This window comes from Tsuneonella aeria (genome assembly GCF_009827495.1).
In the GTDB taxonomy this organism is placed as follows: Bacteria; Pseudomonadota; Alphaproteobacteria; order Sphingomonadales; family Sphingomonadaceae; genus Tsuneonella; species Tsuneonella aeria.
In genome coordinates this window covers 547,438-572,473 of record NZ_WTZA01000001.1, presented here as the reverse complement: position 1 = coordinate 572,473, position 25,036 = coordinate 547,438, and the positions used below count along the sequence as shown (strand labels likewise).

Here is a 25,036-nt window from a genome sequence, read left to right as displayed (position 1 = left end):
GCATGAAAGGGCGTTCGCCGGCGGGCAAGCACCCATCAGGTACCGTCCCGCCGGCGAAACTCGACAAGGAGCTATTCGCCGAATGTGCGCTGCCACCAGCCGCGCTTTGCTGGCGGAGCTTCATTCGCGGTCTCTGCCACCTGACCGGCGGGCTCGGCCGCGGGAGCCGTGACCGGGTCTGCTGTTGTCGATTCTGCAGCTTGCGCCGGTACGCTCGGTTCAGCCGCTGCATCGGTCGCGGCCTTGCGCGCGCGCGTCCGCCGGGGTTTGGCAGGTGCCTCGGGCACCGCGCCGTCGACTACTGTCTCGTCGGCGCCGGGCCCGCCCGCATCAGCCGGATCGACTTTCTTGCGGCGCGTCCGCTTCGGCTTTTCTTCCGGGGCCGGTGCTGGCTCCTGAGGTGTCTGCTCGTCCGTGACCGGGATCGCGGCATCGGCCGGGATGTCGTCCTTTTTCCGGCGGGTGCGGCGCTTGGGTTTGTCCTCGGCCACAGGTTCGGCTGCGGGAGCGGCGTCCTCCGGATCCGCGACGACAGCTACGTCCTCGGTCAACTGGCTTGCGACTGTTGCGGCCAGTTCTTCGGTAATATCCGTGTTGACCGTTTCTTCCGCATCGCCGTCTTCGCGCTCACGGCCCCGCCGACGCCGGCCGCCGCGGCGGCGCCGCTTACGCGGGCGATCCGCATCGTCTTCATCATTTTCAGGCCGCTCGCCAGCCTCGCCCTCGTCGCCGGTGTCGGTATCGGACGATTCGTCGTCGCTCTCTTCAATTGCGCGAGCGCCGTTCTCGCCATCATCGCGATCGCGGCGGTTTCGGCCCCCGCGCCGGCGGCGGCGCTTCTTGCGACCACGATCATCGCCATCCTGCTCGCCGGAAATCTCGCCATTGTCGGCGACATTCTCGTCCTCGGCGAGTTCGTCCTCATCGTCGAAATGGTCGTCCTCGATGTCGTCGACGATGGGTGCGAACTTGGGCAAGCTGGCGGGGCGAGGCCCACTGCTCGCGACGCGCATCTTGGCGCCTTCATCTTCGCCTTCCGGCAGGACTTCGACCTTCACGCCATAACGGTCCTCGATCTCCGCGAGGTCGGACCGCTTGGCATTCAGCAAGTAGACCGCCGCTTCCGTGGAGGCATAGAGGCTGATCATGGTGCCCTTGCCGCGGGCGGCCTCGTCCTCGATCAGACGCAGGGCGGAAAGCCCGGCGCTCGATGCCGTGCGGACAAGCCCGGTGCCGTCGCAGTGCGGGCACTCGCGCGTCGTGGCCTCGAGCACGCCGGTGCGCAGACGCTGGCGGCTCATTTCCATCAGGCCAAAGCCGGAGATTCGGCCGACCTGGATGCGTGCGCGATCGTTGCGCAGGGCATCCTTCATCGCCTTCTCGACCTTACGGATATTCGACCCGTATTCCATGTCGATGAAGTCGATCACGACCAGCCCGGCCATATCCCGCAGGCGAAGCTGGCGGGCGATCTCGCGCGCAGCTTCGATATTGGTGTTGACCGCAGTCGCCTCGATCCCATGCTCCTTCGTCGAGCGGCCCGAGTTGATGTCGATCGACACCAGCGCCTCGGTGGGGTTGATGACGAGATAGCCGCCGCTCTTGAGCTGCACGACCGGGTCGTACATCGCGCGAAGCTGATCTTCGGCCCCGAAGCGCTGGAACAGGGGAACGGGATCGCTGTACGCCTTCACCTTGCGGGCATGGCTCGGCATGAGCAGCTTCATGAACTCACGTGCTGAACGGTAACCGTCCTCGCCCTCGACCACGACCTCCTCGATCTCCTTGTTATAGATATCCCGGATGGCGCGTTTGATCAGATCGCTGTCCGAATGGATGAGCGCCGGCGCGACCGACTTGAGTGTGTTTTCGCGAATCTCGTCCCACAGGCGGGCAAGGTAGTCGAAATCACGCTTGATCTCCGGCTTCGTGCGCTGGAGGCCCGCCGTGCGGACGATCAGGCCCATCGAGCGCGGAAGCGAGAGGTCGCTGACGATGGTCTTCAATCGCTTGCGGTCGGCGGCCGAGCTGATCTTTCGGCTGATGCCGCCCCCATGGCTGGAATTCGGCATGAGCACGCAATAGCGTCCGGCCAGGCTGAGGTAGGTCGTCAGGGCGGCGCCCTTGTTGCCGCGTTCTTCCTTGACGACCTGGACCAGAAGGACCTGGCGACGCTGGATCACGTCCTGGATTTTGTAGCGGCGGCGTAGCGCCATGCGCTTGGCGCGGACTTCGTCCACTTCCTTCGCCCGGCTGCGACCCTTGCCCTGCCGGCGCGCGCGATCCCGGCCGCGCGAACGGCCGTTTTCGCCGCGATTGGCGTCGTCATCGCTATCCCCGACGCTGTCGTCATCGTCCTGATCGACGTCACCGATGTCGCTGCCGTTTTCGTAATGGCCGTCCTCGATGGTGGCGACCTCATCCTTCTCCGAAGTGTCGATTTCCTCCACCCCGTCTTCGGCGATTTCCTCGACGAGCGATTCGCCGGTTTCATCGTCGGCGTCGTACTCGTCGCCTGGCGCGTGGCCTTCCTCTTCCTCCTCGGCGCGAAGCTTCGCTTCTTCTTCTGCCGCCTCGGCCTCTTCGGCGAGCAGCTGGTCACGATCCTCTTTCGGGATCTGGTAGTAATCCGGATGGATTTCGCTGAACGCGAGGAAGCCATGCCGATTGCCGCCGAAATCGACGAAGGCGGCCTGCAGGCTGGGTTCTACCCGGGTAACCTTGGCAAGGTAGATATTGCCCTTGATCTGCTTGTGTTCGGCAGATTCGAAATCGAATTCTTCGATCCGGTTACCCTGAAGCACCGCCACCCGGGTTTCTTCCGGGTGGCGCGCATCGATAAGCATGCGCGTTGCCATTGTGAATTCTCCGTACGCGCGGCGATGCAGCCCCTGGTCCTGCGGACCGGATGCCATGCGCGCGTGCTGTTGTTGAAAAGCCGTTCGGGATGTCAGCCCGAATGGCGGATGCGAACCGGCACGCGCGCGTAACCGCGGCGGGCCGGGAAGATGTGTCTGCAAGGATGTGCGAAGGCGCCGATTGCGCCGTCCGGTCGCCGCAGACCGCGCGTCCGCCATCCGGCGGCGTCAGGTACTGCGGGGTGGGTAGGCTCATCGCTTGCGTCAACCTGGTAAAGGCCGCTGCGAATGCAGGGCCGGGCATCGGGTCGGCTCCAGTCTGCATGCCGCGAAATCCGGCGACAAGCGAGGCGCGGAGGCTGCTCGCCCCGATTGGGCCGAGTGCTAGCACCGGGGGTAGCGAACGGCAACTATATTGCGCGGACAGGTGTTGAGGCATTAACTCCCGCAACACGATGTCGCGGCGCGCCCAACTCTCCCTGTTCCTGCTCGCGCCCGTGCTCGTGATGGCTGCCATTCTTGCGGCCTGGCTCGCGCTCGCGGTGCCCGCACTGGGCCGCGATTACGTGTTGCGTTTCGAGCTGCCGCCTGCAGGCGAGCGCGCGGATCTGCCGCGCGTCCTTGGTCCGCCCGATCGTTCCCGGCCCTTGATCGTAATCGATGCGGGACACGGAGGGCACGACCCTGGCGCGACTGCAATGGGATTTCAGGAAAAGGACCTGGTTCTTGCGCTCGCGGCGGCACTTCGTGAAGAGCTCATCCGACGCGGCGGCACGCGCGTGGCAATGACGCGCGAAGACGATCGCTTCCTTGCGCTCGGCGAACGCTCCGCGATCGCCCGCGATCTTGGGGCGGACCTTTTTCTTTCGATCCATGCCGATTCTGCCGGTGAAGCAGATGCGATCAGCGGGTCGAGCATATACGTCCTGTCCGAAGAGGCCTCCAGCGCGACGGCAGCACGTTACGCCGCGCGGGAAAATGCAGCGGACGCGGTTAACGGCGTCAGATTGTCGGAACAAAGCGACACGGTGAACAGCATCCTTGTCGACCTTGCGCAGCGCGGGGCGCAGAACGACAGCGCCGCGTTCGCGCGCCTGATCCAGCGCGAAGGGCGCGGCATCTTGCAATTCCACCCGGAAACCCGGCGCTCGGCTGCCCTGGCTGTTCTGCGGGCACCGGACGTGCCGTCCGTGTTATACGAAGCGGGGTTCATCTCGAATCCCGACGACGCCGAGCGCCTGGCATCGCCTGCGGGGCAGCAGGCCTTCGCTCAGGTGCTTGCGCGCGCGGTCAGCATATATTTCGCGCGGCAATCGGACGTGCGATAGCCTTCGCGGGGCTGGCGCGTGGGGGAAGGCGCATGCTAAGCGCGGGCGCGACCATGGCCGATACTTCCACATTGCAGCACATCCGTTACCGCATCCGCCGCGACACTCGTGGGGCGGCCGCCTGGTTTCGTCGCAGTTGGCAAGGCAGCCGGAGATTTCGCTGGATCGTCGGCATCCTTGGGACGGGGTTTCTCGCGCTGATCCTGCTGTGGGCGTTTCTAGCCCATGACTTGCCGGATGCCGAAACGCTGCTCGATTACGAACCTCCGCTGCCCACGATCGTGCGCGGCGTCGAAGGGGACATCGTGCATTCCTATGCGCGCGAGCGGCGAGTCCAGCTCCAGTATGCCGACTTCCCGCAAGAACTGATCGAATCGTTCCTCGCCGCCGAGGACAAGACGTTCTTCACTCACGGAGGCGTGGACATCACCGGGACGATGGGCGCAGTTTTCGACTACGCGACGAAGTTCGGTTCGGGCGAGCGCGCCGTGGGCGGATCGACGATTACCCAGCAGGTCGCAAAGAATATCCTGCTCGGCGACGAGTACTCGGTCACGCGAAAGCTGAAGGAAATGATCCTTGCGCGGCGGATCGAGGGCGTGTTGTCCAAGCCGCAAATCCTTGAGCTCTATCTCAACGAGATTCCGCTGGGCCGCCGGAGCTTCGGGGTACAGGCCGCCGCGCGGGCCTATTTCCAGAAGGATGTCGGCGAACTCGACCTGCACGAAATGGCGTTCCTCGCCATCCTGCCCAAGGCACCGGAACGCTATGGCCGTTCGAAGAACGAGGGCATGGCGATCGAGCGACGGAATTTCGTGCTCGACCAGATGGTCGCGAACGACTTCATCACCGCGCAGGAAGGGGCGGCCGCAAAGGCGCAGCCGCTCGGCCTCAAGCCCGCGCGTTCCACGGTCCCTTCGGTCGACGCGGGATATTTCCTCGAAGAAGTGCGGCGCGAGCTGATGGGCAAGTTCGGGGAAACCGCCAAGGACGGCAAGAACAGTGTCTACGCGGGGGGGCTCTGGGTGCGGACATCTCTCGACCCGGAGCTGCAGGAGGCTGCTCGCGACGCCCTTCGCGGGGGCATCCTGCGTTACAGCGCCGGGAAGGGGTGGACCGGGCCGATCGCCACGATCGACGTGTCCGACGACACCTGGCAGTCGCAGCTTGCCGCATCGCCGCTGGGCATCAGCTACCGGGACTGGCGTGTTGGCGTCGTCACCCGCCGCGATGGTTCGCGCGCGACGATCGGCTTTTCGGACGGTGACACGGCTCCGCTTACCGGCTTGCCGGACGGGCTGCGCGCCGGCCACGTCATCGCCGCTGCGCCAACCGGTAACTCCTATGCCGTCCGCACTGTACCCGAGGTCTCGGGTGGCTTCGTGGTCGAAGAACCGTTCACCGGCCGGGTGCTCGCCATGCAGGGCGGGTTCGATCACCGGCTCAGCGACTTCAATCGCGCGACTCAGGCACTCCGCCAGCCCGGCTCCACCATCAAGCCGTTCGTCTATTCGACGGGTCTTGACCACGGCATGACGCCAGCCACCGAAGTGCCCGACCAGGCCTACTGCTTTTACCAGGGGGCGGCACTGGGCGAGAAATGCTTCCGCAATTTCGGTGGTGGCGGCGGCGGCGTGCACACGATGCGCTGGGGGCTGGAGCAGAGCCGCAACCTGATGACCGTGCACATTGCGATGGACGCCGGGATGCCAAATGTCACCCGTACGTTCGAGCGTCTGGGTATCGGCAAGTACCAGAACTATCCGGCGTTCGCGCTCGGTGCGGGCGACACCACGGTGCTGCGGATGGTCAACGCCTATGCCACGCTCGCCAATCACGGCCGGATCAACACCCCGAGCCTGATCGACTATGTCCAGGATCGGCGGGGCAAGGTGATCTGGCGCGCGGACAAGCGCGAGTGCAACGGCTGCAACATGGCCGAATGGGACGGCAAGGCCATGCCTCGGATCAAGCCGACCGGCCGCCAGGTCATGGATCCGCGCACAGCGTATCAGGTCGTCCACATGCTCGAAGGCGTTGTCCAGCGCGGGACGGCGGTGAGGATGCGGTCGCTCGGCCTGCCGCTGTTCGGCAAGACCGGCACGACCACCGGCCCGACCAACGCCTGGTTCGTCGGCGGTAGTCCCGACCTCATCGCCGGCATGTATATCGGATATGACAAGCCGCGGAACCTGGGCGGGTGGGTGCAGGGCGGGAACACGGCCGGCCCGATGATGATCGACTTCGTCAAGGCGACCCGCGACCGGTGGTCCGACGAACCGTTCGTGGCGCCGGCGGGCGTGCGGATGGTCCGGATCGATCGGCGCAGCGGGAAGCGGGTGTTCGACGCCTGGCCAACCGACGATCCGATGGCGTCCGTTATCTGGGAGGCCTTCAAGCCCGACACGGAACCGCCGCGGGCGACCCGGCAGGACGCGGTCGCAGCCAAGCGCAACGAGATTCTGGAGATGATTCGGCGCGGGCGGCAGGCCAACGCCCAGGCCGCGGCGACGCGCCAGCGCGCGGCGCCGCAGGCCGACTTCGTCGAGGAGCAGGGCGGCATCTATTGAGGCACGCGACGGGCTGGGAGAACGACAGTGATCAAGAAACTGCTATTCGTGGCCGCGATCGCGCTGCTGCCGGCCCCCGCCATTCCGGCGCTGCCGGTGGGTGCGAAAGCGCCGCTGTTCTCCACCCAGGCTGCGCTTGCCGGCAAGGTGAGCGGCTTCAACCTCCGCGCCGCGCTGGCGAAGGGGCCGGTCGTGCTTTATTTCTACCCCAAGGCGTTCACGAAGGGGTGCACGCTGGAAGCCAACGCCTTTGCCGAAGCGACCCCCGAGTTTGCCCGATGGGGCGCGACGGTCGTCGGCATGTCGAACGACGATATCGCGACGCTTGTCCGGTTCTCCCGCGAGGAATGCCGCGACAAGTTTGCGGTGGCGTCGGCCACCCCGAAGATCGTGTCGGCATACCGGGCGGCTCTCGTGCGCGAAGGCAAGGCCACTGGCATGACCGAACGCACCAGTTATGTGATCGATCAGAAAGGCCGGATCGTGTTCGTGCACTCCGATCTCGACTACAAGGATCACGTGCGCCTGACCCTCGCTGCGGTGAAGAAGCTGCAGGCCGGCCGCTACCATTGATACGCGCCCTTTCGCACGCGCGCGCCCTTCGCTAAGCGGCGGGCCAATTCTGCTGGAGTTCTGACATGCGTGCCGAAGGGCAGGCCCATATCCAACGTATCGATGCCGCCCTCGCGCTTGTCCGCCAGTCGCTCGATTGGGACCGCGCCCTGCGCCGGCTCGACGAGCTGAACGCCCGGGTGGAGGATCCCAAGCTGTGGGACGATCCCAAGCAGGCGGAGGCCGTCATGCGCGAGCGGCGCAAACTGGACGCAGCGATCGGCACCGTGCGCGAAATTTCGTCCGAGATGGCCGACGCGGTCGAATTCGTCGAGATGGGCGAAGCCGAAGGTGACGCCGATATCGAGGCGGAGGGCCTCAGCACCCTGGCGCGCCTTGCCGAGCGGGCCGACGCAGACAAGGTGCAGGCACTGCTGTCGGGCGAAGCGGACGGCAACGATACATATCTCGAAATCCACGCCGGCGCGGGTGGCACCGAGAGCCAGGACTGGGCCGAGATGCTGCAGCGGATGTACACCCGCTGGGCGGAGCGCAAGGGCTTCAAGGTCGACCTTGTCGATTACCACTCGGGCGACCAGGCAGGGATCAAGAGCGCTACCCTGCTCATCAAGGGCGACAACGCCTATGGCTACGCGAAGACGGAAAGCGGGGTTCACCGGCTCGTCCGCATCAGCCCATATGACAGCAGCGCCCGCCGGCACACGAGCTTCAGTTCGGTGTGGGTCTATCCGGTGATCGATGACAACATCTCGATCGAGGTGAACCCGGCGGACCTGAAGATCGACACCTACCGTGCCAGCGGCGCCGGCGGCCAGCACGTGAACACGACCGATTCCGCCGTGCGCATCACCCATGTGCCGAGCGGGATCATCGTGGCCAGCCAGATCGATCGAAGCCAGCACAAGAACCGCGAAATCGCGATGAACATGCTGAAGGCGCGCCTGTTCGAGGAGGAGATGCGGCGCCGCGAGGAAGCTGCGAATGCCGAGCATGCAAGCAAGAGCGATATTGGATGGGGGCACCAGATTCGCAGCTATGTCCTCCAGCCGTACCAGATGGTGAAGGACCTGCGCACGGGCCACACTTCGCCGTCGCCGGACGATGTCCTCGATGGGGCGCTCGATCCGTTCATTTCCGCCGCGCTCGCGCAGCGCGTCACGGGCGAGGCGGTGGACGTGGAGGACGTCGATTGACGCGTATCCCGCTCGCGCTCATCCTCGCCGCCGTTCTCGGTGCCTGTCAGTGGGCCGGGCAGGCCGATGAAAGCCGGCCCGAAACGGCGCAGGATTTTCCCCGTGCCGAACGGCCCGTGTCCGATCTCGGCGCGAACCAGTTTTCCACCGAGACGCAGCGCGACAGCGTGGGCGAAGCGCAGAAGGTGATGGATCTGGCGGAGATCGCGCCCGGCATGACGGTGGCCGATCTGGGCGCCGGCGAAGGATACTACACCGTCCGGCTCGCCGAAAAGGTCGGCAGCGAAGGCCGGGTGCTCGCGCAGGACATCGATCGCGACGCCCTGTCCAGGCTGGGCCAGCGTGTCGAGCGCGAACGGCTGGAAAATGTGTCCATCCGCCTGGGCACCGCAGACGACCCCAGGCTCCCGGCCAACAGCTTCGACCGGGTGTTCATGGTGCATATGTACCACGAGGTGCAGGAACCTTACGCGTTTCTCTGGCGCCTGTGGCCGGCCTTGCGCGAAGGTGGAAAGGTGATCGTGGTTGATGTCGACCGCCCGACCAACGAACACGGAATCCCGCCGATGCTGCTGACATGCGAGTTCGAACGTGTCGGCTTCACGCTCGACGCATTCAGGAACGCGCCGGAGCTGGCCGGGTACTATGCACAATTCACGCGAGCGGCTACGAGGCCGGAGCCACAGGCGATCAAGCCGTGCCGGCAAGTCGCCGACGTGGGCAATTCCGCCGTCGGCTGACTACACCCCAAAGGGAGCGACGTTACACCTCATGGCATTCAAGGGTTTGCAACCGATTCTTTACGGCGGGCGCGAGGTTTGGCCGCTCGTCGAAGGCGGCAAGGGTGTGTCGGCGACGAATCATCTCAGTTCCGGCGCATGGGCCGCCGCCGGGGGCATCGGCACTGTGAGCGCGGTCAATGCCGACAGCTATGATGCAGAAGGCAAGATCGTCCCCCAGGTTTACGACGCGCTGACACGCGTCGAGCGGCATCAGCAACTGATCCGCTATGCCATCGACGGCGCGGTGGAGCAGGTGCGCCGTGCACACGAGATCGCCGGCGGCAACGGCGCGATCAACGTCAACGTGCTGTGGGAAATGGGCGGCGCGCAGGAAGTGCTCGAAGGCGTGCTGGAGCAGACGCCGGGCCTGGTGACGGGCGTCACCTGCGGCGCGGGAATGCCTTACAAGCTGGCCGAAATCGCCCAGCGCTACAACGTGCACTACCTCCCGATCGTCAGTTCCGCGCGCGCATTCCGGGCGCTGTGGAAGCGCAGCTACAGCAAGGTGCCGGGCCTTATGGCGGCGGTCGTCTATGAGGACCCGTGGCTGGCGGGTGGGCACAACGGCCTGTCGAACGCGGAAGATCCGCTGAAGCCGGAAGACCCCTATCCGCGCGTCAAGGCGCTGCGCGATACGATGCGGGCCGAAGGGGTCAGCGAGGACACCGCCATCGTCATGGCCGGCGGCGTCTGGTTCCTGCGCGAATGGAACGACTGGATCGACAATCCCGAACTCGGCAAGATCGTGTTCCAGTTCGGCACTCGGCCCTTGCTGACGCAGGAAAGCCCGATCCCGCAAGGGTGGAAGGATGCGCTGCGCACGCTGGAGGAAGGCGACGTGCTGCTGCACAAGTTTTCGCCCACCGGGTTCTATTCCTCGGCCGTGAAGACCGATTTCTTGTGGGACCTGATCCGCCGGTCCGAACGCCAGATTCCCTACAGCCGCGTCGAGGCAGGGGAGCATGTCCGCCAGCTCGATGTCGGGGTCCGCGGCAAGAACTTCTGGGTCGCGCCCGCCGATTACGAGCGGGCCTGCGCCTGGTTCGCGCAAGGCTATACCGAAGCGTTGAAGACGCCCGACGACACGATCGTTTACGTGACCCCCGCCAGCCGCGACGAGATCCGCAAGGACCAGAAGGACTGCATGGGCTGCCTCAGCCACTGTCAGTTCTCGAGCTGGAAGGACCACGACGACTACACCACCGGGCGCCTCGCCGACCCGCGGAGCTTCTGCATCCAGAAGACGTTGCAGGATATCGCCCACGGCGGACCGGTAGAAAACAACCTTATGTTCGCCGGCCACGCGGCCTACCGGTTCAAGCAGGATCCGTTCTATTCCAACAATTTCACGCCGACGGTGAAGGAACTGGTGGACCGCATCCTGACCGGGGACTGAGCGCTAGACCAGACCCTCCAGCACCTGATCGGGGGGCCGATGGCCGTCCGCCCAGAAGCGGATGTTGGCGATCACCTTCTCGCCGGACGCTTCCCGCCCTTCCACGGTCGCGCTGCCAATGTGCGGTTGCGCGATGACGGTGGGGAGGGCGACAAGCCGGGCATCAACCCGAGGCTCTTCCGGAAATACGTCAAGCCCTGCGCCGCCGAGGCGACCGGCCTCAAGCGCCTGGATCAGTGCTTCGTAGTCGACGAGGTCACCGCGCGCTGTGTTGATGAGCACGGCGCCCGGTCGCATCGCCGCAATGCGGCCCGCATCGATCATGCGATGCGTCGATGCGTTGGCGGGGCAGTGCAGCGTGACCACGTCGGATTGGCCCAGCAGGTCGTCCAGGTTTTCGACGAATTCCGCTCCGAACATGCTCTCCACGGCCTGGGGCAGGCGATGGCGGTTGTGATATCTGATCGTGAGCCCGAAGGCCCGGGCCCTGAAGGCCACCGCCTGGCCGATGCGGCCCATCCCGACGATCCCGAGCACTTTGCCGGACAGCTTCCGTCCGAGCAGCGCGGACGGCGCCCAGCCGCTCCATTCGCCGCGGCGAATCAGCGATGTTCCTTCGCGAAGGCGCCGCAACACGCCGATTATGAGCGCCATCGTCAGGTCGGCGGTGTCCTCCGTAAAGACGCCTGGCGTGTTGGTGACGATGATCCGCCGCGCTCGCGCTGCGGTTAGATCGATGTGATCCACCCCCGCGCCAAAGCTGGCGATGAGGCCGAGTTGCGGGCCGGCCGCATCGATCAGCGCGGCGTCGATGCGGTCCGTGACGGTGGGAACCAGAACGTCGGCGGTCTGTACGGCGCTCACCAGCTCATCGCGCGAAAGCGGCGTGTCTGCCGGGTTGAGGGTCGTGTCGAAAAGCTCGCACATCCGTTCCTCAACCGACGGCAGCAGGTGGCGGGTGACGACCACTTTCGGCTTGGCGGTCCGGCGCGGGGTGGGGCTGTCGCTCATCGCAGGGATTGGCTAGGGTGAACGACCCGACATGGTCAAGCGCTCCACGCTTGAAGCAGTCGGGGGTTGGGGGTTATCGACGAGAGTCATGAGATCACTTGCCGTTACTGCTGCCGTTGCCGCCGCACTCGCCGTTCCCGCCGCCGCGCAGGAACGGGAGGTGCCCTATTGGGCATCGATCAAGGCCGAGACGCTCAACATGCGAGCGGGGCCGGGGCGGGATTTCCCCGTGCGCTGGGTGTACAAGCGGGCCGGCCTGCCGCTGAAGGTGGTGCGCGTGCACGAAGGATGGCGCCTGGTGCGCGATCCCGCCGGCGACGAAGGCTGGGTCACGGCGAACCTGCTGAGCAAGGACCATGGCGGGATCGTCGTCGGCGAAGGCCTCGCCGCCATTCGCGCCAAGCCGTCCGACTCCGCACAACTCCGCTGGAATGCGGAGCCGGGCGTCGTCGGCAAGCTCGACAACTGCGCGAAGGGATGGTGCGAGATCGCTGTGGGCGGCCGCAGCGGTTTTATCCGCGCCGACCGCGTCTGGGGCTCGGGCACGCCCTGAGCCCCGTCGGGCGGTTCGGCCCTTCAGACCAGTTCGAGGGCGACTGCCGTCGCCTCGCCGCCGCCGATGCACAGCGAGGCGACACCGCGCTTCAGGCCCTTCTGCCGCAGCGCATTGATCAAGGTGACGATGATCCGCGTGCCGCTGGCCCCGATCGGGTGGCCCAGCGCCGTGGCGCCGCCGTGCACGTTGACCTTGTCATGCGCCAGGCCGAGATCGCTCATCGCGAACATGGCGACGCAGGCGAAGGCCTCGTTGATCTCGAACAGGTCCACATCGTCCTTCGACCAGCCGGCTTTTTCCAGCACCTTCGTGATCGCGCCGACGGGTGCGGTGGTGAAATCCTTCGGCTCCTGCGCGTGGGCGGCCATGGCGACGATCCGCGCGACTGGGGCGAGGCCCTTGTCCCTCGCCACGCTCTCGCGCGCCAGAACCACTGCGGCGGCACCGTCGCTGATCGAGCTGGACGAGGCGGCGGTGATCGTTCCTTCCTTGGCGAAAGCGGCGCGCAGGGCGCGGATCTTCTCCGGATTGCCCTTGGGCGGCTGTTCGTCGGTGTCGACGATCGTATCGCCCTTGCGGCCCTTTACCGTTACCGGGACGATTTCGTCCGCGAAGCCGCCGTTGCCGATCGCGGCATTGGCGCGGCGCAGCGATTCCACCGAGTAATCGTCCTGCGCCTCGCGGGTAAGCTGGTATTCGTCGGCGGTATCCTGTGCGAACGTCCCCATCGCGCGGCCCGCGTCGTAGGCATCCTCCAGCCCGTCGAGGAACATATGATCATAAGCCGTGTCGTGCCCGATGCGTGCGCCGGACCGGTGCTTCTTCAAAAGGTAGGGCGCGTTCGTCATGCTCTCCATGCCGCCCGCGATGGCAAGATCGATAGTGCCCGCGGCCAGCGCCTCGCTCGCCATGATCACGGTCTGCATCCCGCTGCCGCACACCTTGTTCACCGTCGTCGCCTGGACGGATTTCGGCAGCCCTGCCTTTAGCGCGGCCTGGCGAGCGGGCGCCTGGCCGAGGCCGGCGGGCAGTACGCAGCCCATGTAGATTCGCTCCACATCGGCGCCTGCGACGCCGGCCCGCTCCACCGCGGCTTTCACCGCCGTGGCGCCGAGATCGGTTGCCGGGACATCGGCCAGGGCGCCCTGCATCCCGCCCATCGGCGTGCGCGCGTAGGACAGGATGACGACGGGATCGGCGGCGGAAAACGTGGACATGGACGGGCCTTTCTGTGGGCTTTGCCGGGCGATCTAATGCTGCACTGCGGTAATGGCAATCCGAGTGCCGACTTGGTCCTCCGGCGCACTAGAACGCGCGGGCGCACGCTTGCCAAGGCGCACCTTATCGCCCTAGCCGGTGGCAAACAGAAACCCGCGGAGGAATCATGGCCGACAATCGACACGCCGAACTCGTCGGCATTCTGGGCAAGCAGCGCGCCGCGTTCACCGCTGCCCGGCCTGAGCCGCTCTCCGCGCGCCGCGACAGGATCGAGCGGGCCATCGCGCTGCTGAAGGAAAACGGCGAGGAACTGTGCCGCGCGATGGCTGCCGATTTCGGCAACCGCAGCCCGCACCAGTCGATGATCACCGACATTGCCGGCACCGTAGGTTTTGGCCGATACTGCCTCAAGAACATCTACAAGTGGTCGCGCACCGAACGGCGCAAGGTGCAGTTTCCGCTCGGCCTGCTGGGCGCCCGGGCGGAGCTGCGCTACGAGCCCAAGGGGGTGATCGGCATCCTCAGTCCGTGGAATTTCCCGGTCAACCTCAGCTTCGGACCCTTGATGCAGGTCTTCGCGGCCGGCAACCGGGCGATGCTGAAGCCGAGCGAATTCACCGAACGGACCAGCGACCTGCTGGCCGAACTCGTCGCCGCGCGCTTCGGTGCTGACGAATGCGTGGTGGTGACCGGCGGCCCCGAGGTGGCGCACGCGTTTTCGGAGCTGCCGTTCGACCACCTAGTGTTCACCGGTTCGACCCAGACCGGGCGCAAGGTGATGGAAGCCGCGGCGAAGAACCTGGTGCCCGTCACCCTGGAACTCGGCGGCAAGTCCCCTGCGATCCTGGGGCGCAGCGCGGACCTCGAAAAGGCGGGCGAGCGGATTGCGCTCGGCAAGATGATGAACGCGGGGCAGATCTGCCTGGCGCCCGATTACCTTTATGTCCCGGCCGACATGGAGGAGGGCGCGGTCGCCGCCGTGGAGCTTGGCGTGCGCAACATGTATCCCAGCCTTCTTGCCAACGAAGATTATGCCAGCGTCATCTCCGACCGGCACTTCGATCGGCTGAAGGGCCTGGTTGAAGACGCGCGGGCGAAGGGTGCCGAGGTGCTGGAGATCAACCCGGCGGACGAAGACTTCAGCCAGTCCAACGCGCGCAAGATGCCGCTGACCATCCTGCGCAACGTTACCGACGACATGGACGCGATGAAGGAGGAGATCTTCGGGCCCGTGCTGCCGGTCAAGACCTACAAGGCGGTGGAAGAGGCGATCGCACACGTGAACGCGCACGACCGGCCGCTTGGCCTCTACTACTTCGGTGATGATGCGGCGGAGCGTGAAGAGGTGCTGACGCGCACCATTTCGGGCGGGGTGACGGTGAACGACGTGCTGTTCCATGTCTCCATGGAAGACCTGCCGTTCGGCGGCGTGGGCCCATCGGGCATGGGCAGCTATCACGGGGTGGAAGGATTCCGCGAATTCAGCCACGCCCGCAGCATCTATACCCAGCCCAGGGTCGACATCGCCAAGCTGGGGGGAATGAAGCCGCCCTATGGCCCCGCCGCGGTCAAGGCGGCGCGGATGATGATGAAATAAGTCGGGCCGGCCATACCGCGGCACGGAATTCGGCGGAGCCTGGGGGATTTTTGGTGGGACCCGGCCTTGCGCCATGCGGCACCCCGGCCTAGAGGCGCGCACGAACCCCCAAGCAATCGAGTCAGCCCGTTGGTCGACCTTTCGCAGTACCTGCCAATCCTGATCTTCCTGGGCATCGCCCTGGGGCTTTCGGCGCTGTTCGTGTTCCTGCCGATGGGCGTTTCGCGCCTGACCGGCACGCACAATCCGACGGCCGACAAGCTGAGCGAATACGAATGCGGTTTCCCCGCTTTCGAGGATCCGCGCGAACCGTTCGACGTGCGATTCTACCTCGTGGCGATCCTGTTCATCATCTTCGACCTGGAAGCGGCGTTCCTGTTCCCCTGGGCGGTCAGCCTGGACCTCACCGGCTGGCCGGGCTGGATCACCATGATGGTGTTCCTGGGCGAACTGGCGATCGGCCTCGCCTATGCATGGAAGAAGGGCGCGCTCGAATGGGATTGAACGAACAGCCGGCGCTCAGCCACGTGCTCGCCAACCCGGCGGCCGGCACCGCGAGCGGTCCGGCCAACAACCCGGTGCTGCACCCGGATGCGAGCTATGCCAACGCGCTCACGACCGAGCTCGACAACAAGGGGTTCCTCGTCACCTCCACGGAAGAACTGTTCCAGTGGGCCCGCACGGGCTCGCTCTGGTGGATGACCTTCGGCCTCGCCTGCTGCGCGGTGGAGATGATCCACGTCAACATGCCGCGTTACGACATGGAGCGCTTCGGCGTGGCGCCGCGCGCATCTCCGCGCCAGTCGGACGTGATGATCGTCGCCGGCACCCTGTGCAACAAGATGGCCCCGGCGCTGCGCAAGGTCTATGACCAGATGTCGGATCCCAAGTACGTGATCTCGATGGGCAGCTGCGCGAACGGCGGCGGCTATTACCATTACAGCTATTCCGTGGTGCGTGGGTGCGACCGGATCGTGCCGGTGGACATCTATGTCCCGGGTTGCCCCCCGACGGCCGAGGCGCTGCTCTATGGCGTGATGCAGCTCCAGCGAAAGATACGCCGTCAGGGGACGATCGAGCGGTGACGTCCCCGGTTCTACATCCTGCCCCCCGCATCGCCTCCAACGATGGCGTGATGGCAACGCTCACTGCCGCGCTCGGCGGCGTGGTCACCCACGCCCGGGAAGAACATGGCGAGATCGTGCTGACCGTGCTGCGCGACAGCATCGCCGACGTGCTGCGCACCCTTCGCGACACGCACGACTACCAACAGCTGATGGAGATCGCCGGGGTCGACTTTCCCGACCGGGCGGAGCGGTTCGAAATCGTTTACATGCTGCTGAGCGTGACGAAGAACCACCGCATCATCGTGAAGTGCTCCGCGGCCGAACACACGCCGGTGCCGACGGTCACCACGATCTGGCCGGTCGCCGGCTGGCTGGAGCGCGAAGTGTTCGACATGTACGGCGTGCTGTTCGCCGGCAACACGGACTTGCGCCGCATCCTCACCGACTACGGCTTCGAAGGCCATCCCTTCCGCAAGGACTTCCCGCTCACCGGATATACCGAGCTGCGCTACTCCGAAGATGAGAAGCGCGTCGTGTACGAACCGGTCGATCTGCCGCAGGATTTGCGTCAGTTCGACTTCATGAGCCCATGGGAAGGGGCCGACTACGTGCTCCCGGGTGACGAGAAGGCGGCCGAGAAGCCCGCTGCGCCGCCCGTGGCCGTACCGAAAGTCACGCCCGCGAAGGGCGTCAGCGGCGCCGGGGAGCCGAGCGACAGCAAGGCGAACGAGAACGTCGCGCCCGCTTCGACCAGCGGCACGGTTTCGGGCCAGGGGCAGGGGTCTCCGGCTCCGAAGGACACGGCGACGCCCGCGCCCGGCGCGCCGGAGCCCACGGAAGGCCGCCCCGCGCGCAAGCCCCGCAAGGGCAAGTCGGCCGACACCGCCGCCGCGACCGAGCCCAAGACGCGCGCGCCGCGCAAGCCGCGGACACCGCGCGCGAAGCAGAGCGGGGACGCAGAATGATCCGCGCCGCTGCCCTTATCGCACTGGCGGGCCTTGCCGCCTGCTCCGAGCCCGCGGACCAGAAGGCGGAGAGCGCCGACGATTTCGCCCAGCGCGCCGGCGTGGGCGGTGCAGCCGCAGGCGCGCCCGCCGTCGCGGAAATCAACGCACAGCCGCTGGCCGCGCCCACCGGCAAGGCGCTCCTCACCCCGCTCGCGCGCAACGCGCCGACCGCGCTTGGCGAAATTCACGGCGGCTGCTCTTACATCTACCAGGGGCGGTCGCTGCTCGTCGTCGGCGCCCCTGACACGACCGACGCGACCGGAAAAGGTGTGCTGGTAATCGACGGGCAGCAGGTCGTCCTTCCCGGCGCCGCCGCGGGCGGCCCTCAGGTCGTCGAATCCGGCCCCACGCTCAGCGGAAACGGCTACACCGTCGCGGTGTTGCGGGCAGACGGCGCGCCGCGGAGCGTGAGCGGCCGCAACGAATGGGCCGCCGACCTCGTGGTCACGGGCCCCACCGGCGAAACCACGTTCTCGCCCGGCACCTGGAACTGCACGCCATGACGATGCAACTGGAACAGTCGCCGACCACCGGCGACGAGGTCATCACCAACTACACGATCAACTTCGGGCCTCAGCACCCGGCGGCCCACGGCGTGCTGCGCATGGTGATGGAGCTGGACGGCGAGATCATCGAACGGATCGATCCGCACGTCGGCCTGCTGCACCGGGGCACCGAGAAGCTGATCGAGCACAAGACGTACCTTCAGGCGCTGCCGTATTTCGACCGGCTCGATTACTGCAGCCCGCTGTGCATGGAGCACAGCTACGTCCTCGCGATCGAAAAGCTGCTCAACCTCGAAGTGCCGCTGCGCGCGCAGTACTTGCGTGTGATGTTCGCGGAGCTGACGCGGATCTGCAACCACATGCTCAACCTCGGCAGCCACGTCATGGACGTGGGCGCGATGACGCCGAACCTGTGGCTGTTCGAAATCCGCGAGGATTGCCTGAACTTCTTCGAGCGGGCGAGCGGCGCGCGCATGCACAGCGCGTGGTTCCGCCCTGGCGGCGTGCACCAGGACGTGCCGCTGAAGCTGCTGACCGACATCGCCGACTGGCTGGACACCCGCCTGCCGCGCCTCTTCGAAGACGCGATGAGCCTCGTCATCGACAACCGCATCTTCAAGCAGCGCAACGTCGATATCGCCGTGGTGAGCAAGGCAGATGCGCTCGCCTGGGGTTTCTCCGGCCCGATGATCCGTGCCGCCGGCATTCCGTGGGACTTGCGCAAGAGCCAGCCTTACGACGTGTATGACCGGATGGACTTCGAAATACCCGTGGGGACGAACTCCGACTGCTATGACCGGTTCATGATCCGGGTCGAGGAAGTGCGTCAGTCGGCCCGCATCATGAAGCAGTGTCTGGCCGAAATGCCGGAAGGGCCTGTGGCGAGCGACGACCGCAAGGTGGTGCCGCCCCGGCGCGGCGAGATGAAGCAGTCGATGGAAGCGCTGATCCACCACTTCAAGCTCTACACCGAAGGCTTCCACGTGCCCGCGGGCGAGGTTTACGTCGCCACCGAAAGCCCCAAGGGCGAGTTCGGCGTGTATCTGGTATCGGACGGCAGCAACAAGCCATACCGCTGCAAGATCCGCCCGACCGCGTTCAGCCACCTCCAGGCCATGGATTTCATGTCCAAGGGCCACATGCTCCCCGACGCGACCGCCATTCTGGGCGCTATCGACGTGGTGTTCGGGGAGTGCGATCGGTGAGACCATTCGGCAAACTCGTCATCCTGGCCTTGAGCCGGGATTCGGCTTCCTTCTTGGGATGCCCGAAGCAAAGCCCAACCCCGGCCTTCGCCGGGGCGACGATCTGGGGGGATCGTCGTGGCTGACCGCGCGCCTGCTCCCGACACGCCCGAGCTGCGCGAGCGGTGGGGTTCCTTTGCCTGGACCGCCGACAACGCGGCCAAGGCGAAAGAGATCGTCGCGCGCTATCCCGAAGGGCGGCAGCGTTCGGCTGTGATGCCGCTGCTGTTCCTCGCCCAGTACCAGGTCGGCGCGGAGACCAACACGCAGGGCTGGCTGCCGCTCCCCGTGATCGAATTCGTGGCGCGCGAACTCAATATGCCCGTGATCCGCGTGCTCGAGGTCGCGACGTTCTACACGATGTACAACATCGCCCCGGTCGGCCGCTTCCACGTGCAGGTCTGCGGCACAACGCCGTGCATGCTGCGCGGGTCGGATGCGCTGCTCGACGCCTGCTACGCGCGCGGCATGAAGAAGGGCCACACGACCGACGACGGCATGTGGACGCTGACCGAAGTCGAATGCATGGGCAACTGCGCCAGCGCGCCGATGGTCCAGATCAACGACGGCAACTACGAAGACCTGACGCCCGAGCGGCTCGACTCGGTGCTGGACGCGCTCGCCCGCGGCGAGACGCCGAAGGAAGGCACCCAGGACCCGGCGCGGCATACGGTCGAGCCGGCCGGGGCGCTGAGTTCGCTCACCGCGATGGCGGACGAGAATCACGATTACCGGGGCGAATGGTGATGGCCGAAACGCTTCCCGAAGATAGGCGCACGATGAAGATCGTGCGCTATACCTCGATCGGTTCCGCGCTGTTCATCCTGGCTGCGCTCGGCCTGCAGGTGCTGGCATGAGCGTGACCACGATCATCATCGCGCTGGTTCTTGTCTTCATCGCCTGGAAGGTGTTCGCGGGCGTGGCGAAGTTCACCGCGATCGTGCTGATCCTAGGAGCTGCGGCATGGTTTGCCTCGCAGGGAGGATTTTCGTGAGCCTGGCTGACGTTTTGATTGGGACGCTCGCAAATGCTGGCTGACCGGGACCGCATCTTCACCAACCTGTACGGCTTCCAGGACTGGGGGCTGAAGGCGGCGCAGGCGCGCGGCGACTGGGACGATACGAAGGCGCTGCTCGCCCGCGGGCAGGACGCGATCATCCAGGAAATCAAGGATTCCGGCCTGCGCGGCCGCGGCGGGGCGGGCTTCCCCACCGGCATGAAGTGGTCCTTCATGCCCAAGGAAAGCAAGGACGGCCGGCCGAGCTTCCTGGTCATCAACGCCGACGAATCCGAACCCGGCAGCTGCAAGGACCGCGAGATCATCCGCCACGATCCGCACAAGCTGATCGAAGGCGCGCTGGTCGCCGGCTTCGCGATGCGCGCGCGGGCCGCGTACATCTACATCCGCGGGGAATTCATCCGCGAGGCGGAAACGCTGTTCGCCGCCGTGGCCGAGGCTTACGACGCCGGGCTGCTGGGCAAGAACGCGGCCGGATCGGGCTACGACTTCGACGTCTTCGTCCACCGCGGCGCGGGCGCCTACATCTGCGGCGAAGAAACCGCGATGATCGAAAGCCTGGAAGGCAAGAAGGGCCAGCCGCGCCTCAAGCCGCCGTTCCCGGCAGGCGCTGGCCTCTATGGTTGCCCGACCACGGTCAACAATGTCGAAAGCATTGCCGTCACACCCACGATCCTGCGGCGCGGCGCGAACTGGTTCTCCAGCTTCGGGCGGGAGAACAACAAGGGCACCAAGCTGTTCCAGATCAGCGGGCACGTGAACCGGCCCTGCGTGGTGGAAGAGGCGATGAGCATCCCGTTCAGCGAGCTCATCGAGAAGCACTGCGGCGGCATTCGCGGCGGGCGTGAGAACCTGCTGGCGGTGATCCCCGGCGGTTCGTCCGTGCCGCTGGTTCCGGCGGACCAGATCTGGGACGCGCCGATGGATTTCGACGGGCTCAAGGAACTGGGCAGCGGCCTCGGCACGGCGGGCGTGATCGTGATGGACAAATCGACCGACGTCGTCCGCGCGATCAGCCGCATCAGCTATTTCTACAAGCACGAAAGCTGCGGCCAGTGCACCCCGTGCCGCGAAGGCACCGGATGGATGTGGCGTGTCATGGAACGCCTGCGCACCGGCGACGCGCACGTGGACGAGATCGACATGCTCCACCAGGTGACCAAGCAGGTGGAAGGCCACACGATCTGCGCCCTGGGCGATGCGGCTGCGTGGCCCATTCAGGGCCTGATCCGTCACTTCCGCCCCGAGCTCGAGAGGCGGATTGCCGAGGCAGGCAACATGGCGGAGGCGGCGGAGTGACTGTCGTCCAGAAGAAACATCAGTTCACAACCGGACCTCGCAAGGGTGAAACGGAGACTCGAACAGCACACCGTCATGCCGACGGTTTCTATCGGGTCTATTCTCCGGACGGCGTGGTCGGGTCGGATGGAAAACGGCGTTGGAACGTCGAGGAAAACATGAAGCGATTGGCGAGCATCGACGAGGTTGCTGATCTCGTTGAGAAGGGTTGGGGTGTTCGGATGACCGGGCCGCTCACACCTGTGCCATCGCTCTGCACTGCCGATATCGAGGTGATCCGATAATGCCCAAGGTCACCGTAGACGGCGAAGCGATCGAGGTGCCCGATGGCGCCACCGTGCTGCAGGCGTGCGAGCTTGCCGGCAAGGAAATCCCGCGATTCTGCTATCACGAGCGCCTCAGCATCGCCGGCAACTGCCGGATGTGCCTGGTCGAGGTGAAGCCCGGCCCGCCGAAGCCGCAGGCCAGCTGCGCGCTGCCGGCTGCCGAGGGGCAGGAAATCCGCACAGATAGCCAGATGGTCAAGCTGGCGCGCGAGGGGGTGATGGAGTTCCTCCTGATCAACCACCCGCTCGACTGCCCGATCTGCGACCAGGGCGGCGAGTGCGACTTGCAGGATCAGGCCGTCGCCTACGGCCGCGGCGGTTCGCGCTATGAAGAGAACAAGCGGGCGGTCACCGAAAAGTACATGGGCCCGCTGATCAAGACGATCATGACCCGGTGCATCCACTGCACCCGCTGCGTGCGCTTTTCCGAAGAGATCGCCGGCGTGGACGAGATCGGCGCGCTCTATCGCGGCGAATCGATGCAGATCACGACCTATCTGGAAAAGGCTGCCAGCCACGAGCTCAGCGCCAACGTGATCGACTTGTGCCCGGTGGGCGCGCTCACCAGCCGGCCTTATGCCTTCGAAGCGCGGCCGTGGGAGCTGAAGAAGACGCTGTCCATCGACGTCAGCGACGCGGTGGGGGCCAACATCCGCCTCGACAGCCGGGGGCGCGAAGTCATGCGCGCGCTGCCCCGGATCAACGACGACGTGAACGAGGAGTGGCTGTCGGACAAGGGCCGCTACATGGTCGACGGCCTGACCCGGCGGCGGCTCGACAGCGTGTGGATCCGTAAGGATGGCAAGCTGGCCAAGGCGAGCTGGGACGAAGCGTTCGCGGTGATCGCCGGTGCAGCGCCGGGCGCCAGCATCGCGGCCATCGCCGGCGACATGGTCGATTGCGAAACGATGTTCGCAGCCAGGAAGCTGCTGAACGCGCTCGGTTCCGACATGCTGGAAGGCCGGCAGACCGGGCTCAGCTATCCAACCGGCAACCTCGCGGCGGTCAACTTCAACTCGGGCCTCGCCGGGATCGAGACGGCCGACGCTATCCTGATCGTCGGCAGCCATGTCCGCTGGGAAGCGCCGCTGCTCAACGTGCGCCTCCGCAAGGCGGCAAAGCGCGGGGCGAAGGTGTTCGTGGTGGGGCCGCACTGGGAAACCACGTTCCCGGCCGAGTTCCTGGGCGAGGACGCCGCCCTGGTGCACGACCTGCCGGAACGCGTCACCGAAGCGCTGGCCGCGGCGGAGCGCCCGGCGGTGATCGTCGGCGGCGCGGGGCTCGCGGCAGGCGCGCTCGACGCGCTCCTCGCAATCGATGTCCAGCGGGATGGCTGGAACGGGTTCAACGTGCTGCACATGGCGGCGAGCCGCATGGGCGGATTGATGCTCGGCTACGCGCAGAAGGGCGGCATCGCCGACGTGATCGAGGCTGCACCGAAGGTGGTGCTGGCGCTCGGTGCGGACGAGGTCGACTGGTCGCAATTCGCCGGCAGCCTGAAGGTCTATATCGGGCACCACGGCGATAGCGGCGCGCACGCCGCCGACGTGATCCTCCCGGCTGCCGCGTTCAGCGAAAAGGACGGAACCTACGTCAACACCGAAGGCCGCGTGCAGTTTGCCGAGAAGGCCGTGTTCGCGCCGGGCGACGCGCGCGAGGACTGGACGATCCTGCGCGCGCTGGCCGATGCCCTGGGCGTGACCGTCGGGTTCGACACGTTCGCCCAGCTCCAGGCTGCGATGATTGCCGAAGTGCCCGCGCTGGGTATCGAGGGTCTGGCTGATTACGGAAAGCTGCCGAAACCCGGTAAAGGCAAGGCCAGCGGCAGGATCGCCTACCCGATCAAGGACTTCTACCTCACCAACCCGATCGCGCGCGCCAGCGTGGTGATGCAGCGCTGCTCGGCCGAACTTCTCCATGGCGCGGATATGGCGGAGGCCGCGGAATGACCGAGACCTTCCAATCCTGGGGCATGACCCATGACTGGGCGTGGTTCACCGCGACCATTGCCGGCATCCTGCTCATCGCACTGCCGCTGATGCTGGCAGTGGCGATGATCATCTATGCCGACCGCAAGATCTGGGCGGCCATGGCGCTGCGGCGGGGGCCCAACGTGGTGGGCCCGTTCGGGCTCCTCCAGTCCTTCGCCGACGGCCTCAAGGTGTTTCTGCAGGAGACGATCGTTCCATCGGCGGCAAACAAGGGCCTGTTCCTGATTGCGCCGATCATCACCTTCACCGTGGCGCTGATGGCGTGGGCGGTGATCCCGTTCAATTCGGGCGCGGTGCTGGCGGACATAAACGTCGGCCTGCTCTACGTGCTCGCGATCAGCAGCCTGGGCGTTTACGGCGTGGTGATCGCGGGCTGGGCGTCGAACTCGAAGTATCCGTTCTTCTCCGCCATGCGCGCCGCGGCGCAGATGATCAGCTACGAAGTGTCGATCGGGTTCATCCTGATCTGCGTGGTGCTCTACGCCAACTCGTTCAACATGAACGCGATTGTCGAAGCGCAACGCGGCCACGGGCTGGGGATTGTCAACGGGTTCGTGTTCAACCTGCTGATGTTCCCCATCTGGGTCATGTTCCTCATCAGCAGCCTTGCCGAGACGGCGCGCGCGCCGTTCGACCTGACCGAGGCGGAGAGCGAGCTCGTCGCGGGTTATCAGACCGAATACAGCTCGATGAGCTTCGCGCTCTACTGGCTGGGCGAATACGCCAACGTCCTGCTGATGTGCGCGCTTAATGCCGTACTGTTCTTCGGCGGCTGGCTGCCGCCGCTGGAGCTGGAGATCCTCTACTGGGTGCCGGGCTGGCTGTGGCTTTTCCTGAAGATATTCTTCTTCTTCTTCATCTTCAGCTGGGTGAAGGCGACCGTGCCGCGCTTCCGCTATGACCAGCTCATGCGCCTGGGGTGGAAGGTGTTCCTGCCGCTGTCGCTGATGTTCGTCGTGCTGGTGTCCGGCTGGCTCATGTTCACGAGGTACGGATGAGCGCGCTCCATCTCATCAAGTCGTTCACGCTCTGGGAATTTCTCAAGGCGCACGCGCTGACGCTGAAGTATTTCTTCAAGCCGAAGGCGACGATCAACTATCCGTTCGAGAAGAACCCGCTCAGCCCCCGCTTCCGGGGAGAGCATGCGCTGCGCCGCTATCCCAACGGGGAGGAGCGGTGCATCGCGTGCAAGCTGTGCGAGGCGGTGTGTCCTGCGCAGGCGATCACGATCGAGAGCGAACCGCGCGAGGACGGCAGCCGCCGCACGACGCGGTACGATCTCGACATGACCAAGTGCATCTTCTGCGGGTTCTGTCAGGAAGCGTGCCCGGTCGATGCCATCGTGGAAGGGCCGAACTTCGAATACGCGACCGAAACGCGCGAGGAACTGCTCTACGACAAGGCGAAATTGCTGGCCAACGGGGACAAGTGGGAGCGGGCGCTGGCCGCGAACCTTGAAGCCGACGCGCCCTATCGTTAGGGGCCGCGCGCAAACC

23 protein-coding genes are annotated in these 25,036 nt (G+C 65.7%); 20 read left to right on the top strand and 3 right to left on the bottom strand.

Going from position 1 to position 25,036, the window contains the following annotated elements; genetic code table 11:
• Positions 1–71 precede the first annotated feature (71 nt).
• Complete coding sequence (locus GRI40_RS02750; RefSeq protein WP_160609922.1) at positions 72–2,858, bottom strand: Rne/Rng family ribonuclease; 2,787 nt, start codon at positions 2,856–2,858, stop codon at positions 72–74.
• 455 nt (positions 2,859–3,313) lie between these two features.
• Here GRI40_RS02750 and GRI40_RS02745 point away from each other — a divergent pair, with 455 nt between their 5' ends.
• The 6 genes from GRI40_RS02745 to GRI40_RS02720 all read left to right on the top strand — a co-directional run bounded on the left by GRI40_RS02745 (position 3,314) and on the right by GRI40_RS02720 (position 10,700).
• Positions 3,314–4,186 (top strand): N-acetylmuramoyl-L-alanine amidase family protein, encoded by an 873-nt coding sequence (locus tag GRI40_RS02745; RefSeq protein WP_160609921.1) that lies wholly within the window; start codon positions 3,314–3,316, stop codon positions 4,184–4,186.
• A 53-nt stretch (positions 4,187–4,239) separates the two neighbouring features.
• Complete coding sequence (locus tag GRI40_RS02740; RefSeq protein ID WP_160609920.1) at positions 4,240–6,756, top strand: penicillin-binding protein 1A; 2,517 nt, start codon at positions 4,240–4,242, stop codon at positions 6,754–6,756.
• A gap of 27 nt (positions 6,757–6,783) precedes the next feature.
• The gene (locus tag GRI40_RS02735; RefSeq protein ID WP_420006858.1) at positions 6,784–7,329 is read left to right on the top strand and encodes a peroxiredoxin; all 546 of its coding nucleotides are present in this window, start codon (positions 6,784–6,786) and stop codon (positions 7,327–7,329) included.
• 65 nt (positions 7,330–7,394) lie between these two features.
• Positions 7,395–8,522: a peptide chain release factor 2 gene (gene prfB, locus GRI40_RS02730; protein WP_160609919.1), complete on the top strand. Its 1,128-nt coding sequence runs from the start codon at positions 7,395–7,397 to the stop codon at positions 8,520–8,522.
• Positions 8,519–9,262: a class I SAM-dependent methyltransferase gene (locus GRI40_RS02725; RefSeq protein WP_160609918.1), complete on the top strand. Its 744-nt coding sequence runs from the start codon at positions 8,519–8,521 to the stop codon at positions 9,260–9,262. The genes prfB and GRI40_RS02725 overlap by 4 nt, the downstream gene beginning before the upstream one ends.
• 31 nt (positions 9,263–9,293) lie before the next feature.
• Complete coding sequence (locus GRI40_RS02720; RefSeq protein ID WP_160609917.1) at positions 9,294–10,700, top strand: NAD(P)H-dependent flavin oxidoreductase; 1,407 nt, start codon at positions 9,294–9,296, stop codon at positions 10,698–10,700.
• Positions 10,701–10,703: 3 nt separating this feature from the next.
• On the opposite strand, the gene GRI40_RS02715 is transcribed toward GRI40_RS02720, so the two are convergent.
• Entirely contained in the window at positions 10,704–11,711 is a 1,008-nt protein-coding gene (locus GRI40_RS02715; RefSeq protein ID WP_160609916.1) for a 2-hydroxyacid dehydrogenase, read from the bottom strand.
• Between the two features lie 88 nt (positions 11,712–11,799).
• On the opposite strand from GRI40_RS02715, the gene GRI40_RS02710 reads away from it, so the two are divergent.
• A complete protein-coding gene (locus GRI40_RS02710) occupies positions 11,800–12,264 on the top strand; it encodes an SH3 domain-containing protein (RefSeq protein WP_160609915.1) in 465 nt (154 codons plus the stop codon).
• A gap of 23 nt (positions 12,265–12,287) precedes the next feature.
• Here GRI40_RS02710 and GRI40_RS02705 read toward each other — a convergent pair whose 3' ends face one another.
• Positions 12,288–13,484 carry an acetyl-CoA C-acyltransferase gene (locus GRI40_RS02705; RefSeq protein ID WP_160609914.1) on the bottom strand — a complete coding sequence of 399 codons (1,197 nt, stop codon included), beginning with the start codon at positions 13,482–13,484 and terminating at the stop codon, positions 12,288–12,290.
• Between the two features lie 167 nt (positions 13,485–13,651).
• Between GRI40_RS02705 and GRI40_RS02700 the strand changes: the two genes are divergently transcribed.
• The 13 genes from GRI40_RS02700 to nuoI all read left to right on the top strand — a co-directional run bounded on the left by GRI40_RS02700 (position 13,652) and on the right by nuoI (position 25,020).
• On the top strand, positions 13,652–15,082 hold the full coding sequence (locus tag GRI40_RS02700; protein ID WP_160609913.1) for a coniferyl aldehyde dehydrogenase: 1,431 nt from the start codon (positions 13,652–13,654) through the stop codon (positions 15,080–15,082).
• Between the two features lie 129 nt (positions 15,083–15,211).
• Positions 15,212–15,586, top strand: coding sequence for an NADH-quinone oxidoreductase subunit A (gene ndhC, locus GRI40_RS02695; protein ID WP_160609912.1), 375 nt, complete (start codon positions 15,212–15,214; stop codon positions 15,584–15,586).
• On the top strand, positions 15,577–16,167 hold the full coding sequence (locus tag GRI40_RS02690) for a NuoB/complex I 20 kDa subunit family protein (RefSeq protein ID WP_237488977.1): 591 nt from the start codon (positions 15,577–15,579) through the stop codon (positions 16,165–16,167). The genes ndhC and GRI40_RS02690 overlap by 10 nt, the downstream gene beginning before the upstream one ends.
• A gap of 50 nt (positions 16,168–16,217) precedes the next feature.
• Positions 16,218–17,114, top strand: a complete 897-nt coding sequence (locus GRI40_RS02685; RefSeq protein ID WP_160609911.1) for an NADH-quinone oxidoreductase subunit C — start codon at positions 16,218–16,220, stop codon at positions 17,112–17,114.
• A complete protein-coding gene (locus GRI40_RS02680; protein WP_160609910.1) occupies positions 17,111–17,659 on the top strand; it encodes a hypothetical protein in 549 nt (182 codons plus the stop codon). The genes GRI40_RS02685 and GRI40_RS02680 overlap by 4 nt, the downstream gene beginning before the upstream one ends.
• Positions 17,656–18,867 carry an NADH-quinone oxidoreductase subunit D gene (locus GRI40_RS02675; RefSeq protein ID WP_160609909.1) on the top strand — a complete coding sequence of 404 codons (1,212 nt, stop codon included), beginning with the start codon at positions 17,656–17,658 and terminating at the stop codon, positions 18,865–18,867. Before GRI40_RS02680 ends, GRI40_RS02675 begins: the two co-directional genes overlap by 4 nt.
• A gap of 117 nt (positions 18,868–18,984) precedes the next feature.
• Entirely contained in the window at positions 18,985–19,653 is a 669-nt protein-coding gene (locus tag GRI40_RS02670; RefSeq protein WP_160609908.1) for an NADH-quinone oxidoreductase subunit NuoE, read from the top strand.
• A gap of 106 nt (positions 19,654–19,759) precedes the next feature.
• Entirely contained in the window at positions 19,760–19,900 is a 141-nt protein-coding gene (locus GRI40_RS13630) for a hypothetical protein (protein WP_202390122.1), read from the top strand.
• Positions 19,901–19,933: 33 nt separating this feature from the next.
• Complete coding sequence (nuoF, locus tag GRI40_RS02665; protein ID WP_160609907.1) at positions 19,934–21,223, top strand: NADH-quinone oxidoreductase subunit NuoF; 1,290 nt, start codon at positions 19,934–19,936, stop codon at positions 21,221–21,223.
• Entirely contained in the window at positions 21,220–21,507 is a 288-nt protein-coding gene (locus GRI40_RS02660) for a hypothetical protein (protein WP_160609906.1), read from the top strand. Before nuoF ends, GRI40_RS02660 begins: the two co-directional genes overlap by 4 nt.
• Positions 21,507–23,498: an NADH-quinone oxidoreductase subunit NuoG gene (gene nuoG / locus GRI40_RS02655; RefSeq protein ID WP_160609905.1), complete on the top strand. Its 1,992-nt coding sequence runs from the start codon at positions 21,507–21,509 to the stop codon at positions 23,496–23,498. Before GRI40_RS02660 ends, nuoG begins: the two co-directional genes overlap by 1 nt.
• Positions 23,495–24,538 (top strand): NADH-quinone oxidoreductase subunit NuoH, encoded by a 1,044-nt coding sequence (nuoH, locus tag GRI40_RS02650; protein ID WP_160609904.1) that lies wholly within the window; start codon positions 23,495–23,497, stop codon positions 24,536–24,538. The genes nuoG and nuoH overlap by 4 nt, the downstream gene beginning before the upstream one ends.
• Complete coding sequence (nuoI, locus tag GRI40_RS02645) at positions 24,535–25,020, top strand: NADH-quinone oxidoreductase subunit NuoI (protein WP_160609903.1); 486 nt, start codon at positions 24,535–24,537, stop codon at positions 25,018–25,020. The genes nuoH and nuoI overlap by 4 nt, the downstream gene beginning before the upstream one ends.
• Positions 25,021–25,036 lie beyond the last annotated feature (16 nt).